The 15779-nt window shown below is 39.7% G+C and carries 10 protein-coding genes, 3 pseudogenes and 1 other annotated feature; of the genes and pseudogenes, 9 read left to right on the top strand and 4 right to left on the bottom strand.

The features are described 5' to 3' along the window. Positions 1–147 precede the first annotated feature (147 nt). Positions 148–1066 (top strand): annotated as a pseudogene (locus tag HHA42_RS11860) (IS5 family transposase). 297 nt (positions 1067–1363) lie between these two features. Here HHA42_RS11860 and HHA42_RS11855 read toward each other — a convergent pair. Then, positions 1364–2182 (bottom strand): DUF3050 domain-containing protein, encoded by an 819-nt coding sequence (locus tag HHA42_RS11855; protein ID WP_168526624.1) that lies wholly within the window; start codon positions 2180–2182, stop codon positions 1364–1366. A 351-nt stretch (positions 2183–2533) separates the two neighbouring features. On the opposite strand from HHA42_RS11855, the gene HHA42_RS11850 reads away from it, so the two are divergent. After that, a protein-coding gene (locus HHA42_RS11850; RefSeq protein WP_168526622.1) for an IS3 family transposase occupies positions 2534–3609 on the top strand; the annotation gives its coding sequence in 2 pieces (ribosomal slippage) (positions 2534–2786 and positions 2786–3609; 1077 coding nt in all). Between the two features lie 415 nt (positions 3610–4024). On the opposite strand, the gene HHA42_RS11845 is transcribed toward HHA42_RS11850, so the two are convergent. After that, positions 4025–4270: a hypothetical protein gene (locus HHA42_RS11845; RefSeq protein ID WP_168526620.1), complete on the bottom strand. Its 246-nt coding sequence runs from the start codon at positions 4268–4270 to the stop codon at positions 4025–4027. 203 nt (positions 4271–4473) lie between these two features. Continuing rightward, the gene (locus tag HHA42_RS11840) at positions 4474–4683 is read right to left on the bottom strand and encodes a hypothetical protein (protein ID WP_168526618.1); all 210 of its coding nucleotides are present in this window, start codon (positions 4681–4683) and stop codon (positions 4474–4476) included. A gap of 229 nt (positions 4684–4912) precedes the next feature. Between HHA42_RS11840 and HHA42_RS11835 the strand changes: the two genes are divergently transcribed. The 7 genes and pseudogenes from HHA42_RS11835 to HHA42_RS11805 all read left to right on the top strand — a co-directional run bounded on the left by HHA42_RS11835 (position 4913) and on the right by HHA42_RS11805 (position 14954). Beyond that, positions 4913–7186 (top strand): class I SAM-dependent DNA methyltransferase, encoded by a 2274-nt coding sequence (locus HHA42_RS11835; protein WP_168526616.1) that lies wholly within the window; start codon positions 4913–4915, stop codon positions 7184–7186. Then, positions 7186–8472 carry a restriction endonuclease subunit S gene (locus HHA42_RS11830; protein WP_168526614.1) on the top strand — a complete coding sequence of 429 codons (1287 nt, stop codon included), beginning with the start codon at positions 7186–7188 and terminating at the stop codon, positions 8470–8472. Before HHA42_RS11835 ends, HHA42_RS11830 begins: the two co-directional genes overlap by 1 nt. A gap of 187 nt (positions 8473–8659) precedes the next feature. Continuing rightward, a complete protein-coding gene (locus tag HHA42_RS11825) occupies positions 8660–9577 on the top strand; it encodes an Abi family protein (protein ID WP_168526612.1) in 918 nt (305 codons plus the stop codon). 35 nt (positions 9578–9612) lie between these two features. Further along, the gene (locus tag HHA42_RS11820) at positions 9613–12879 is read left to right on the top strand and encodes a DEAD/DEAH box helicase family protein (RefSeq protein WP_168526610.1); all 3267 of its coding nucleotides are present in this window, start codon (positions 9613–9615) and stop codon (positions 12877–12879) included. A 264-nt stretch (positions 12880–13143) separates the two neighbouring features. Beyond that, positions 13144–13656 (top strand): hypothetical protein, encoded by a 513-nt coding sequence (locus tag HHA42_RS11815; RefSeq protein ID WP_168526608.1) that lies wholly within the window; start codon positions 13144–13146, stop codon positions 13654–13656. A gap of 182 nt (positions 13657–13838) precedes the next feature. Next, positions 13839–14345 (top strand): hypothetical protein, encoded by a 507-nt coding sequence (locus HHA42_RS11810; RefSeq protein WP_216076812.1) that lies wholly within the window; start codon positions 13839–13841, stop codon positions 14343–14345. Between the two features lie 127 nt (positions 14346–14472). Next, a pseudogene (locus HHA42_RS11805) lies at positions 14473–14954 on the top strand (HD domain-containing protein). 153 nt (positions 14955–15107) lie between these two features. On the opposite strand, the pseudogene HHA42_RS11800 reads toward HHA42_RS11805, so the two are convergent. Next, positions 15108–15696 (bottom strand): annotated as a pseudogene (locus HHA42_RS11800) (IS3 family transposase); the annotation flags it as partial. Then, positions 15306–15422, bottom strand: a sequence feature (AL1L pseudoknot). (Overlaps the previous pseudogene by 117 nt.) Positions 15697–15779 lie beyond the last annotated feature (83 nt).

Genomic DNA, 15779 nt, shown 5'->3' with positions numbered 1-15779 from the left:
CTTCATTGATGACTTTATTCTCGATAAAAATCATCTGCTACCACAGAGAATCTATAAATAATAGTGCGTAAGTCCTAAATTTATACAATTTATACAATTGTTGCACAAACCTATCTGTAAAGGGTTTTTCAGCGATATAATTTTCAAATGAAGAAGCCTGCACACAAAATCTACCGCACAACCAATTGGCCCGCATATAACCGAGCACTCATGAGTCGCGGAAATATTGCCATTTGGTTTGATCCTGCTACGCAATGGTATGCTCCATCAAAAGGCAAACAAGGGCGAAATCAAACCTACTCCGACGCAGCCATCCAATGCTGCTTAATGATTAAATCCTTATTCCGTCTGTCTTTACGTATGGTCACAGGCTTTGTGCAAAGTCTGATTAAACTTTGCGGATTAAATTGGATAGCTCCAGATTACACCACGCTTTGTAGAAGACAAAAGCATATTGATATTGTAATCAGCTACCAAAAAAGTAGCGATGGGCTGCATCTACTCATGGACTCTACAGGCATGAAGTTTCTAGGTGAGGGCGAATGGAAACGCAAGAAACATGGACCTGAATATCGTCGCCAATGGCGTAAACTTCATATTGGTATAGATGCTAAAACCCTACAAATACGAGCAGTTCAGCTTACAACCAATAATGTGAGTGATTCACAGGTGCTTGGTGATTTACTTAATCAGATTCCACAAGATGAGCAGATTAACTCTGTTTATACCGATGGAGCTTATGACACCAAGCAATGCCGTCAGGTCATTGCAGATCGGCAAGCGCATGCGGTGATTCCACCTAGAAAAAATGCGAAACCATGGAAAGATACAAAGAGTAGCTCGCTAGAGCGAAATGAATTACTTCGAGCAATTAAACGTTTAGGCAGGACACTATGGAAAAAATGGTCAGGCTATCATCGGCGAAGTTTGGTTGAAACTAAGATGCATTGCATCAAATTATTAGGAGATAAACTCAGTGCAAGGAGTTTTGATAGCCAAGTGAATGAGATCCATGCACGTGTAGCTTACGGAATTAGGTCGCCCACTTACCCAAGTTACGCCTTAAATTTGGCTCAATTAGGGGCGCTTTGCATTTCAAATCTTTGTGCAACAAAGCCCAATTTATACAATTTATACAATTTATACAATTTATACAATTATAAATATAAATCTCCCTTACGGTAAGCAACTAGATTGTGTGGGTGATTTTTAGGAAGCCCATTTAAAAAATGGGCTTTTCGATAGAGTCAAAGACTTTTACAATCTGACTCACTAGCTAATACAGACTGTGAGAAAGAGGGGTGTCGTTTTACTGAGTTGAATGAACCACCTCTGAAGAGCTGTTAGGTCAGTTTTCACATGATTAAGCTGATAGCTGCTGCAATTCATAATCTGCCTTGAGTTGCGCTTCCAGAGCATCCCACAGTTCAATGCGAAGTTCTGCCGATTTAATTGCACTATCGAACAGCTCATGCCAAGAATTTAAATCTTCTTTAAACTGGTCGTTGATGATTCTTTTCACCGCGGGTCCGTGTTTGTCACCATCTAACTCAATATGACGATTCAGATAATAAACAAAGGTTTCAGCATCAGCTTGGTTAATATCCCAGGTATTGAGCAAATGGCTAAACATTTCAGGGATGGAGTCTTCACGACCATAAAAGAAACTGGCAAGAACCTGAGAGGTTTTACCATTCAGAGCTGTTTCAATAGTGAAATTCACGAAATTCTGAATAGCAGGGGCAACTTCCAAGTTTTCTAAAGCGTCAGCTACCGCTATTTGTGCACTCTGGCTGCTTTGTTGTACTGTTTTGATAAATTCATCAATTTTTGCGGTTGAAGCACCAATTTCTGACATTGCAATCAGGTACATTTCAAAATGTGAACAAACTTTACCGTTAGGCAGAGAATCAGTTTCTTCTCCTAGAATAATTTCATTAATCAAATGGGCTGCTTTTGAATTCTCGTTTGGCATCCATGGTAATGTAACGCACGTTAAGTCTTGCTGTAATCGCTTTGCCAATGACATAAAATCCCATACAGCGAAAACATGCCATTCCATAAATTTCTGCAAATCGTTCACATTTTTAATGCAAGAAAACACATTATGTTCTCGCATTTCTTTTAGTTTTAATGAAAGTAATGCTTGTTTATTTTCAAATTCTACAGGTACTTGAAACATATTTTCCTCGGATCTTATTTAAAAATAATGTATTTTATAAAGAACTAAAAGATTAAATTTTATCTTTAGTGTGATTTATAATAGGTATTATAATAAACCTATTGGATTAGTCAAAACTTAAGCGGAAAAATATTTGATTATTAAGATATTATTAAAAATTAAAAAAAGAGAAGATCAGAATTAAGCAATAAGTATAATAGACTTTTCTTGAAAGAGTTAATTTAAGAGTGCCAAATTTACCATTATCGAAGTTAAAATCATTCTTAAATAAAACCGTTTTGGTAATCCTCCCTAAAAATAATTGAGTTTAAAAGTAGAAAATAGAATAACCTTGATTTAAGGAGATTTTCTATGAAAACATCTAAGTATTCAGACAGCTTGATCATGAGTATCTTGAAGCAAGCTGAAGCAGGAACACCCATACCGAACTTGTGCCGCGAACATGGTATGAGCTCTGCTACATTCTACAAGTGGAAGTCCAAATATGGCGGTATGGATCTTTCAATGATGACGCGGCTTAAAGAACTTGAGGCTGAAAATGCCCGTTTAAAACGCATGTATGCTGATGAGCGGCTAAAGTCAGACATCTTGCAAGATGCACTTTTAAAAAAGTTTTAAGGCCTGTTCAGCGAAAGTCACTTGCTCAGCAAGCTACTGAGCAATTTAAGATTTCAATCAGCATGTCCTGCTTAATTTTTAAAGTCAGTCAAACGTGTTATCGCTATAAAGCTCGTTTGGATCAGGAGAATATTCAAATCGCAGATTGGTTGATTAAACTGACCAATGAACATAAGACTTGGGGCTTCAAACTCTGCTTTTTGTATCTGCGTAATATCAAAAACTATCAGTGGAATCATAAACGTGTCTATCGCATTTATAAGGAGCTTGAGCTTAATTTAAGAATCAAGCCTAATAAGCGGATTAAACGAGAACAGCCAGAACCCCTTGCAGTACCGACAGCTAAGAATGAATCATGGTCAATGGACTTTATGCATGATCAACTCAGTGATGGACGTAGTTATCGAGTTCACAACGTGATTGATGACTATAATCGCGAGTCATTGGATATATTGATTGACTTTTCATTGCCAGCAGAACGTGTACTGAGAGGACTTGATCAGCTCATTGAATGGCGAGGCAAACCTAAACGCATTAGAACCGACAATGGCCCAGAGTATATAAGTGAGCTGATGGAAAAGTGGTGTGATCAGCATGGTATTGAGCATGTATTTACTCAACCAGGCAATCCACAGCAAAATGCATATGTTGAGCGATTTAATCGTACAGTACGTTATGAGTGTCTAAATCAATATTTATTTCGAGATCTGAGCGAGGTGCAGGACTATACAACTGACTGGCAGTACTTTTATAATCATGAACGACCTCATATGTCAGTAAATGGTTGTCCACCTATTTTTAAACAATAACAAGGCTTTAGATTTTCTACCCATTAATTCAATTAAAAATGGGGGTATTACCTTTTCGTCTATTTTTATAATGCTCTGTTAGTATTCTAAAACATTTAAGTTGACCTGCAATTCGCATTGTTTTCAGCTTGGTTGTATTTTTAAGATAACTGAATTTAAGTTCGATGATGGTTTAAGTGTTTAAAAGTTAATGAGAATTTATCTTTAAGCATGAAGAGGAGGGTCTTTGAGATTTTTTTCTTTGCAAGTTCAATCTGTTGTAATAATAATGGGCCAGAAACTCCAACGAGTCGTTTAAATTGTTCATCATTAAATCGAGTTAAATTTTCATATTGCATACGGCGAGTATAAAGTATTTATAATTTAGCTAGAAATTTATTACAGATGAATATAAAAAACAGGATAGAATCCTGTTTTAGTAATTTGCCATTGACTCTGGTATTTTTTCAAAGAACTTTTTTATAATCTCTTGTTTTGTTAGTTTCCTGTCACTTTCTTCTAACAGTCGATCTAGCCAGATTAAGAGCGCATCATGATTCTTATGACAGTGATTAACAGCTAGAAATTTACTTAAACCATAGCCATCTTGAATATTCAAATCTAGAATCAGTGAATAACCAATTTGTTTAATTTCAGGATTAATAAAAAGATCATTTTTCATTTTAAATTCTCTATTGATTAAAATAAAACTTTAATATTTATTGTTTAAAATTGCACCATAGAAACTTTTTGATAGTTCATAAAAAATACGAAAGACAAAAATATTTTGATGAGCTATCCGTTATGCTTGAATTTCTAAGAGTTGTTTAAAAAAACAATTAAGCCTGCTGTTACTCACCGTAGGATTTTATGAAATTATTTTTGTTAGCTCATAAAATCCCATTTGTTTTTCTGGGGTGTTCGGATAAAGCAGACTGCTCGAATGCCTGAAGCAATGTATTTTTCCTGACAGCGCTTTGTTTCCTCAATGGTCTGATCAACCCACTGAGTTTCGATGGCTATTTGGGCTTTATTGATGTGCAAGAAATTGTGTTCCCAGTTTTTTTCTTGTGAATCGCGGGTGTCTGGCAACATGGCATAAACATGCTGAGGTTTTTATATTTATCTTTCAGTCTCATCCATTGCTCATCATTCAGCGTGAAACTGTAGATTTCTTTATTTTCAACAATACCGAGAAAGCCGATTGTTATACTAAATTACCGTCTTTTGTCCCATTTTTAGGCTAGTAAAATCCTTTGTGAATCAGGCACAATGAAACTATAAATTTCAAGTTTTATAGCCTTAGGGCAAGCGGTATTTTTTAATGACAAATAATAACTTTTCACAAGTAGCAGCATTCATTTGGTCGGTTGCCGATCTTTTACGTGGTGACTTTAAACAATCCCAATATGGTCGTGTGATTTTACCTTTTACCTTACTGCGCCGTCTTGAGTGTGTATTGGCGCCAACTAAAGCCGAAGTACTTGCTGCGAATGAAAAAGTCAAACAAATGCCTTTACCAGAAGAAGCCAAAGAAAAAATGCTTCTCAAGGCAACAGGTGGACTGTCATTCTTTAATACCTCTGAATTGGATTTAGGTAGTCTGGGGCAAAAAGACATCCGTGCCAACCTGAACAACTACATTCAGAACTTTTCTAAAGATGCCCGAGAAATCTTTGAACACTTCAAGTTTGACGAATTTATTGGTCTACTGGATGATGCCAACTTACTTTATAAAGTGGTGCAAAAGTTTGCTGCAACCGATTTAAGTTATAGCGCCGTATCGAACCATGAAATGGGCTTGGTGTTTGAAGAATTAATTCGCCGTTTTGCTGAAAGCTCCAATGAAACCGCAGGGGAACATTTTACCCCACGTGACATCGTACGTTTAACGACTGGTTTGGTCTTTAGCAAAGATGATGATGCTCTGACTAAAGAAGGCATTATCCGGACTATTTACGACCCGACAGCTGGTACGGGTGGATTTTTATCCTCGGGTTCAGAATATGTCTATGAGCATAACCCTGAAGCGGTAATGCGGGTGTTTGGTCAGGAACTCAACCCAGAGTCATACGCGATCTGTAAAGCGGATATGCTGATCAAGGGGCAGGATGTACGTAACATCAAATTGGGTAATACGCTGTCTAATGACCAACTGGCATATGAGAAATTTGACTACATGCTGTCAAATCCACCATTTGGTGTGGATTGGAAGAAGATCGAACAAGACATCAAAGATGAGCATGAGCAAAAAGGTTTTGAAGGGCGTTTCGGTGCAGGCTTGCCTCGTGTATCGGATGGCTCTTTACTGTTCCTGATGCACCTGATTAGCAAGATGCGTGATACTGACAGCAATGGTCAGGGTAGTCGTATCGGCATTATCCTGAATGGTTCGCCTTTGTTTACCGGAAGTGCAGGTAGTGGTGAAAGTGAAATCCGCCGTTATATCCTAGAAGCCGATTTGTTAGAAGCGATTATCGCGCTACCAACCGACATGTTCTATAACACTGGTATTGCGACCTATGTGTGGATACTGAGCAATAAGAAAGATGCTGAGCGTAAAGGCAAAGTGCATTTGATTAATGCTACTAGCCTCAGTTCAAAAATGCGTAAGTCTTTAGGCTCGAAGCGTAATTATTTAACCGATGAAGAAATCCGTACCATTACCCAAAACTACGGCGCATTTGAAGCGGTAGATACCTTAGCCCATGATGGTGAAAGTGATCAGAAAAAGCCTTTCTCAAGCAAAATCTTTAACAGTTACGAGTTTGGCTACCGCCGTGTGACCATCGAGCGTCCTTTGCGTTTATCGGCTCAGGTGAGTGATGCTGCTGTAGCATCCTTACGTTTTGCACCGAAGCCATTTAATGCCGTGATGCAAAAGCTGTATGAGCAATACGGCGCAACATGGACAGCAGACAGTTATGGTCAATTGACTGAGTATGAAGCCGAGATTCGTGCGCTGATTAAAGCTGAATTTAGCGAGCTGAAAGAAAAAGACATTAAGACGGTGTTAGAACCAAAACTGTGGTTAGAACAGCGCAGTTTGATGCGCAAAGCTGAAAACCTACAAGCGAAGCTTGGTACGGCGCAATGTGATGACTTTAATGTCTTTGATGATGTCCTCAAACAAGCACTTAAAGATGCCAATGTGAAGCTTGAGAGCAAAGAGAAGAAGCAATTTATTGATGCGATCACCTGGAAAAATGCGGATGCTGAACCAGTGATCAATAAAGTGGTGAAAGGCTCAGAAAATCCGCTGTATGGTCAGTTTGCTTATAAAGGCAAAGTGGTTGAGTTTGTGCAGGATGGTGATTTGCGTGATGCAGAAAATATTGCCTTAAATCCAAATGTCAGCACCACCGATTTAATCGAGTCTTACTTTAAGCGTGAGGTGCAACCACATGTGCCTGATGCATGGATTAATGCCGATAAGCGTGATGCATTGGATAGTGAAATAGGCATTGTGGGTTATGAGATTCCGTTTAACCGTCATTTTTATGTGTATGAACCACCACGTGATTTAAGCGAGATTGATGCGGATTTAGATGCGGTGAGCCGTGAAATTATGGCACTTCTGCAAGAGGTGCATTCTTAATGGCAAAGTATCAGAAATATGCTGAGTATAAAGATTCAGGTGTAAAGTGGCTTGGTTTAATTCCAAAGCATTGGTCTTCATATTTATTTAAAAGAGTTGTATCGGATATCAAAGATGGAACTCATGGTACACATGCGCGTGTAGAAAATGGGGAGTTATTACTTAGTGCGAAGAATGTATTTAATAGTGGCTTAGAAATAGGTGAGAATGAAAGTTATATACCTATTAAAGACTATAAAGAAATTACTAGTAATGGATTTCCCCAAAAGGGAGACATTTTAGTTACTTGCGTCGGAACTATTGGTCGTTCTTTTGTTTATCCTTTTGATAAATCTTTAGCTTTTCAACGAAGCGTTTCTTTTATACGACTTAATAAAAAAGGTAATGCTCAATTTTATAAATATTTTATTGAGTCAAAAGCATATCAATCACAACTTGAATCTTTGGTTAAATCGAGTGCTCAAGGTGGAATTTACATGGGGGATTTAATTAATACAGTTGTAATTAATTGCCCTTTAGATGAACAAGTCAATATAGCCAACTTCCTCGACCATGAAACCGCAAAAATTGACACTTTAATTGCTAAACAAGAAAAGCTGATTGAACTGCTGAAAGAAAAGCGTCAAGCAGTGATTAGCCATGCCGTGACCAATGGTTTAAATCCTGATGTCACCATGAAAGATTCAGGTGTGGAATGGTTAGGGCAAGTACCTGAGCATTGGGTAATTGGGCGTTTAAAAAATGTATTATCAATAAAAAATGGTCGTGACTATAAAACTGTAGAAGTAGAGATAGGTGGCTATCCTGTGTATGGCTCTGGAGGTATTTTTAAGCGTAGCTCCGCTTATTTATATGATGGCGTATCGATTCTATTTGGTCGCAAAGGAACAGTTGATAAACCATTACTTGTAGAGGGACGCTTTTGGACTGTAGATACTATGTTTTATAGTGAGTTGGATGCTGGTACTGATCCTGAGTATATTTATTTTCAATCTCTTGGTTTCCCATTCGATATGTTGTCTACAAATACTGCTCTTCCAAGTATGACGCAAGAAGATCTATTGAATCTAGGGTTTGTTATTCCTCCATACAATGAACAAAAAGCTATATCTGAGTATATTCAAGATTATCTCAAAAAAAGTAATAGCTTGATGAAAAAGGCTGAATCTGCGATTCAATTGATGCAAGAACGCCGTACAGCTCTAATTTCATCTGCGGTGACAGGCAAGATCGACGTACGCAACTGGCAACACCCCAATGAGGCTAAAACGGAATTAAGCCTATGAATATTCTCAGTTGCCTCAAACAAATGTGGACTCAAGCAGATACAAAAAATCATTGCATAAATAATTGCAATGATTCACTATATGCTCAACAACACCCGACAAGGCTAGGCAAGCAATTGCATCCTCAAACTGTCGGGTTACTTGTTTCTGGAGCCCAAAAAAATATAACAATCAGGGCAAGCCATCTATGAAATCTTTTAACAAGCCTGCCAAAACCTTTGCTGAACAAATCGAGTTATTAAAAGCGCGTGGTATGCAGTTTGCCAATGAACAACAGGCACAATTTTACCTAGAGCAAATCAATTATTATCGCTTAGGTGCCTATTGGCTTCCGTTTGAATACACCCACTCACCACATTGCTTTAAACCTGATACCAGTTTTGAGCAGGTTCTAGAGCTGTATGTCTTTGACCGTGAATTAAGACTACTCATCCTGGATGCCATAGAGCGTCTGGAGGTTGCCGTTCGTACCCGTTTTGCCTATGAACTGGCACATCGGCATGGTTGTCATGCCTATCTACAAGAGCAATACTTTAAACCCGCCTTTAGATGGCACAAATTATTAGAATCACTTGAAGGTGAAGTAGACCGAGCAGACGAAGTCTTTATCGAGCACTATAAACGCACCTATGATGAGCCTGATTTGCCACCAATCTGGGCCACATGCGAAGTCATGAGTTTTGGGCAACTGTCTAAGTGGTATCAGCTGCTGGCACCAATTCAGACACGTAAAGCCATTTCCAGTCATTTTGATTGTGATGAAAAACAGTTTGAAGGCTTATTGCAGCATTTTGTCTACTTAAGAAATACCTGTGCTCATCATTCAAGACTATGGAACCGAAAATTTACCAAAACCATTGCCAAACCGCGCAGTAAGCCGATGGGGCTTCGGGTGCAATGCAATTTTGAACATAGCAACTCAGCAGATCGAAAAATTTATAATAGTCTGGTATTTCTACTCTATTTCATGGACAAAATCGCCCCGCAGCATACATGGCGTAAACGTCTGGTTGATCTGCTTTTGACACATCACAACATATCAAAAACAGCGATGGGCTTCCCTGAAGATTGGCAAAGCCATCCTGTTTGGCACATAGAACCGTAATAAAGAAAATTGGGTATTGAGAGGGTTGGGGAAACATGAGATCGGATGCAACTTTAGAGACCATCTTCCAGCAAGATATTATTGCGCAAATGCAAAGCCATGGTTGGCTTGTTGGTTCAGGTATAGGCTACAACCGTGAAAAAGCGTTGTATGAACAGGATGTTTTAGACTTCGTACAAAAGACCCAAGACAAAGAGTGGCAGAAGTTTAAAAACATCTTCCCCAATGATACCGAACGCCATTTTTTAGATACCGTGGAGGCTCAGCTTAAAAAAGCTGACATCAATGCCACCGATGTCGAATCTCGCAGTTATGGCACATTGGGCGTATTACGGCATGGTATCCGTACCCGTGGGGTACGTTTTTCATTTTGCCAGTTTAAACCTGAACATGGCCTAAACCCTGAACTGAATCAACGCTACAAACAAAACATCTGCCGTGTGGTGCCTGAACTGGTGTATAGCCCATACGCCAACAAAGCCGAACTAGAAGCCACAGGCAAACAAGCCAAAAAATGGCGTATCGACCTTGTATTGTTTATTAATGGCTTCCCTGTGGCAACCATGGAGCTTAAGTCTGAGTTTAAACAAGCGGTGCAAAATGCCATGGCACAGTATAGAAAGACTCGCTTACCCAAGGACCCTGAAACCAACAAGCCTGAACCCTTACTGATGTTTAAACGCGGTGCATTGGTGCACTTTGCCGTGAGTCAGTATGAAGTCTATATGGCGACGCATTTAAATGGTGATAGCACTTACTTCCTGCCATTTAACAAAGGCACCAAAGAGCAGGGTGCAGGTAATGATGTGCCTGAAAATCAAAATGAATATGCAATAGGCTATTTATGGAATGAAGTACTCACGCCTGAAAGCTTACTGAATATTGTCGGTAACTTTATCCATCTTCAGATTGAAGAAAAGGAAGACTGGGAAGGTCGTATATACAAAAAAGAGAGCCTGATATTCCCACGTTATCATCAGTGGAAAGTCGTCACCAAACTGGTTGAGGACTCATTGGCTGAAGGCACAGGACAGAAATACCTGATTCAGCACAGTGCAGGTTCGGGTAAATCTAACTCGATTGCATGGACGGCGCATCAGCTTTCTAGCCTATATGATGCTAACAATAAAAAGATGTTTGATTCCGTCATTGTGGTGACAGACCGAACCATTTTAGATGCGCAATTACAAGACACCATTTATCAGTTTGAACATGCAGATGGCGTCGTGGGACGGATTAACAACAAGGAAGGCGATGGCTCCAAATCGGAGAAACTGGCAAAAGCTTTGGAAATGGCTCAGCCGATTATTATCGTGACCATTCAGACTTTCCCATTTGTACTACGTGCCATTGAAAACAGCACCAGTTTAAAAGAACGTAAATACGCCGTGATTGCCGATGAAGCCCATTCATCCCAAAGCGGTTCCACGGCGCGTCAGCTCAAAGAAACTTTGATGATTGAAGAGCGTGATGAAGATGAACAGCTTTCTTCGGAAGATGTACTTGATGCGGTGATGGCATCACGTAAGGGTAGTGCTAACTTGAGCTTCTATGCCTTTACTGCCACACCTAAGGATAAAACCTTACAGCTCTTTGGTCGTTTACCTGACCCAACCATGCCGCCGTCGAAGACCAATTTGCCTGAAGCCTACCATGTCTATTCCATGCGTCAGGCCATTGAAGAAGGCTTTATTTTGGATGTACTGAAGAACTACACCAACTATAAAGTCATCTATAAGCTCAAGCAGAAAATTGAAGAAAAAGATGCAACCGTTGATGCCAAAAAAGCCAAGATCAAGCTGAACCAATGGGTACGCTTGCATGACCATAATATCTCGCAAAAGGTCGGCGTGATCATCGAGCATTTTAAAAAGAACGTGATGGGTTTATTGGGTGGTCAGGCCAAAGCCATGGTGGTGACCAGCTCACGTAAAGAAGCCGTGCGCTATAAACAGGCTTTTGATAAATACATTGCTGAGAACAAATACCAGAATATTCAAGCCATGGTGGCATTCTCTGGTGAGGTAGAATTTAACCAGAATGATTCTGATAGTAGCCATCTACTGGGGCAGAAATTTACTGAAAGTAACATGAACCCGAACCTGAAAGGTCGTGAGATGCGTAAAGCATTCGATAGCGATGATTTTCAGGTGATGATTGTGGCAAACAAGTTCCAGACCGGCTTTGACCAGCCGAAGCTGTGCGCCATGTACGTAGATAAAAAGTTGGGTGGAGTTGAGTGCGTACAGACCTTATCTCGTTTGAATCGTACTTATCCGGGTAAAGCAGAAACAGGTACCTTTGTTCTGGATTTCTTTAATGAACCGCAAGATATTCTGGATGCCTTCCAGCCTTACTACCAAACGGCAGAACTGGCAGATGTGTCCAATCCTGATCAGGTGTACGATCTGGCCAACAAGTTGAAGTCAGCAGGTATTTTCCTTATGACTGAGGTAGAGCAGTTTACCGAAGCTTTCTATAGCAAGAACAAATCCAATGCAGCACTTGCCAATATCTGTAAGCCTGCGATGCAACGCTGGCAACATCGTTACACGGCAGCCGTGAATGATTATGATGTCACCAAGAACCGTTTAGAACGCTGTAAGCAGACAGGTGACGCCGTACTAATTGCCAATGCGGAAAACGAATTTGTTGAAGCGAAGAAAGCCCGTGATGCGCTGGAAATCTTTAAAAAGGATTTAGGTAGTTTTACCCGTTTCTATGAGTTTATGTCGCAGATCGTGGAATATGACGACAAGGAGCTAGAGAAGCTCAGTCTTTTTGCCCGTAACTTGCGCCCATTACTGCGTGAACAGGTGGCCGAAGAGGATGAGGTTGATCTAAGTAATGTTGCAATGACGCATTACCGTTTGTCTAAGTTACGCCAACAGGATATTCAGCTGAAAGCCGATAGTACTGAGCATAAACTTGAGCCTGGTAATGAACTGGGTACTGCAAAGCCGAAGGACAAGAAAGAAGACTTTTTGTCGCAGATTTTAAGCCGTATGAATGATCTGTTTGTGACGGACAATCTGACAGAGAAAGACATGATCAACTATGCTTTGACCATTGCTGACAAGATGTCCGAGAACACACGAATGATGAAACAGATTAATAATAACACTCGTGAACAGGCCATGCTGGGTGAGTTTGATACGGCGCTTGATGATGCTGTGTTAGACAGCAATGCAGCGCATATGGAGCAAATGACACAGTTGATGAGTGATCCTGCGAAGATGAAGCAGTTTGCGCACATTATTTATGATGTGTTGGTGAGTAAGGAAAAGGATTTAAGAAGTTAAAGGAACACAGGTTCGGGTAACGCATGCAACAGTTAAAACCAGCAATAACTTCACTGGATGTATACCCATCCAGTGACTTTTAGGGCGATTGCTTTATATGATTCACCATTATGAAGGATGTAAGAAGTGATTTCACCTGAAGAAGAATTTGTCACGTTGATTGAACAGTTTACGATTAAAAATACCAGTGATGGGTTGCTGTTCTAAGAGAGCTTTAAAGTTTTTATAGATTGTCTGTATATACAAGAATAGAGAGAAATTTTGATGCAACCACCAAAAGAAACATATAAACCAGCTTACCGGGATTATCTATATAAAGAACTACTCATCTTTAAAGATGTAGAAGAACTACCACCAGTTTTTCATGCAGTAGTAAAAGCAAATCTGTTATTTATGAGAAAACTCGGTAACTTTAAAGAGTTTATAAGTTGCTTAAGTGGAGATATATGTTTTTCTCGATGGATATGGGAAACGGAAGAAATACTTCAACTGTCCAAAGATTGTTTGCGTGATTTTGCACATACTGGCATCACAGAACAGCAATTTGTGGAACAGCATATTGCTTTAGCAGATCGAATACTAGAATTGGCAAAAGCGCGGATTTATGAAGGGCATTGGGAGTATGGAGTTTCGAGTGTTGTAGATCAACAATTTGATGATCTAACAGAGTTATGCCGTCGTATTTGGGATAAAGAAAGTAAAGCATGGATAACATTGGCAAAGGCTTGGGATAAAATTTATATTCATTTGATTGCCTATAATGATGAACAAGTTTGAAAAAGCAAACATGAGGCCGATACTGTGAGGAAGAGCCTCATGAAAAATACTGATTAAAATGAAATCATAAATACAGATAAGTAAAGGAAAATAAGGATGAATCAGAGTATTGAAAATAGTCCATCTCAACGGGAATACCAAGTCGCCTGGCAGACAAGTCAATCCAGGTTAGAGGCTGTCTTTTGGCCTTGAGTCAAAGTGCAGCAATCAGTACCACATCAGCTACCGAAGCACCTAGCGTTCAAACCGATCTGATTGCAGCGTTATATGGACTACATTTCAAGGTTAAGCCTTTAATTCTGAATACAGCCATGCAAAGCTCAAGTACACCAAAGCAGCTCATTTGGGTAGAACAATCTCAAAAAATGACGGTAGATGGATTTGATACAGCGCTGAATAAAATCATCCAATATTTTGAGATTGAGCCATTTTGTACAATTCGTATAGACAATGGGCAAGCTGAAGTCTGTATAAACCATCAACAGCAGCAATCTCATTACGATATATCGACCGATCAGATTGAGCAGTATCTGCAAGAGAAATTTTACAGCTTATGTATACCTCCAGCCGGTCAGGCATATCATGTAGAGATAGATGCCAGATATATAAGTGCTCTCGAACCACAAACAAACTTAGGAAAAATGGCAAGAGATCTTCGAATTAAAAATATCCTTGAAAAAATGAAATGATAAAAGCATATTCTTATTCTAGATACGACATATTATGTCGTTGAAATGCTTACTGTTATAGCTAAAATGGCGGTAATTGATTAATATTAAAAAGAAAAGAGAGGAAATATAACAAGAGGGTAAGCTCATTTCAAATCTAGATCAGGCGGTAAAATTCGCACGAGAGCGTCATGTAGGGCAAGTGGATAAAGCAGGACAGGACTATATTCAACATCCACTGCGCGTCATGCAAAATTTACAACATCCACAGGCCAAATCTGTGCTGTCCTTCACGATATTTTAGAAGATACAGCAACGACAATAGATGAACTCAAAGACTTGGGCTTTGAGCAAAATGTGATAGATGCGATTATCGCCGTGACTAAAATAAATGGTGAAAATCGCTTTCAAGCCGTCCAGCGTACTGTTAAAAATCCGATTGCTTGTGAAGTTAAGCTCGCTGATTTGAGTGACAATATGGATTTATCACGGCTCCCTAACATATCTGTCAAAGATTTAATTCGCTATAAACAATATCAAAAGGTTCAAGAAATACTAAAAGAGGCTTATGCAATTCATCAGCATGTAAATAGTGAACCGTACCGGGTTTGTCGGAGACAGTTTATTTAAGTTAGGCAGCCTAATCTAACGGTTGCATTCGTTCATAATACATTGCTTCAAACCTTACGAAGCGGTGCTTCTTAGGCGAAATATATCCAATTGCACTATACGTGTCATTCGCTTATTTTTACCACGCCATACACCCTGTATTTCAAGCTGTTACATCAAGCGAGAGACCGTACAGCGTTCGACAGAATATCCTTCTTGTTTCAACTGTTTCCAGACTTTACGAATACCGTAGCGGCCAGCACTTTCCTGCCAAATCCGCTTAATCTGATCAGTATAATGCTGATCATGTAAATCACGTTTTGAACGCTTTTCTGGATTCTCGATCAGATCGAGCTGTCAGTAATAGGTCGATGGTGTAATCGGTAAAATTTTACAGATGGCTTCAACACCATAAAGCGCTTTGTTGCTCTGAATGAAATCAACCATTATTTGCCTGGGCGGTCCAACTACGCCTGGGCGAAAAAAGCGGCTGCCTTACGTAGAATTTCATTGGCCCGTTGTAGCTCTTTATTCTCACGTTCCAGTTGTTTGATGCGCTGCTGATCTGATTGGAGTTTAACTGGATTCTGTTGCTTCAAATGCTTCTGATGCCAGGCACGCAGTGTTTCAGGAGTACAGCCGATCTTAGAAGCAATTGCTGTGATTGCAGCCCAAGTAGAGGGTAGTCTTTTTCGGATTCAAGAACTAAGCGAACCGCTCTTTCTTTGATTTCAGGGGACTTTGTTGCACAAAGATTTGAAATGCAAAAGCCCCTAATTGAGCCAAATTTAAGGCGTAACTTGGGTAAGTGGTCGACCTAATTCCGTAAATCTGTTGAGGACTGCT

The organism is Acinetobacter sp. A3 (assembly GCF_012371415.1).
Taxonomy (GTDB): domain Bacteria; phylum Pseudomonadota; class Gammaproteobacteria; order Pseudomonadales; family Moraxellaceae; genus Acinetobacter.
This window is presented reverse-complemented; position numbering and strand designations above follow the sequence as displayed.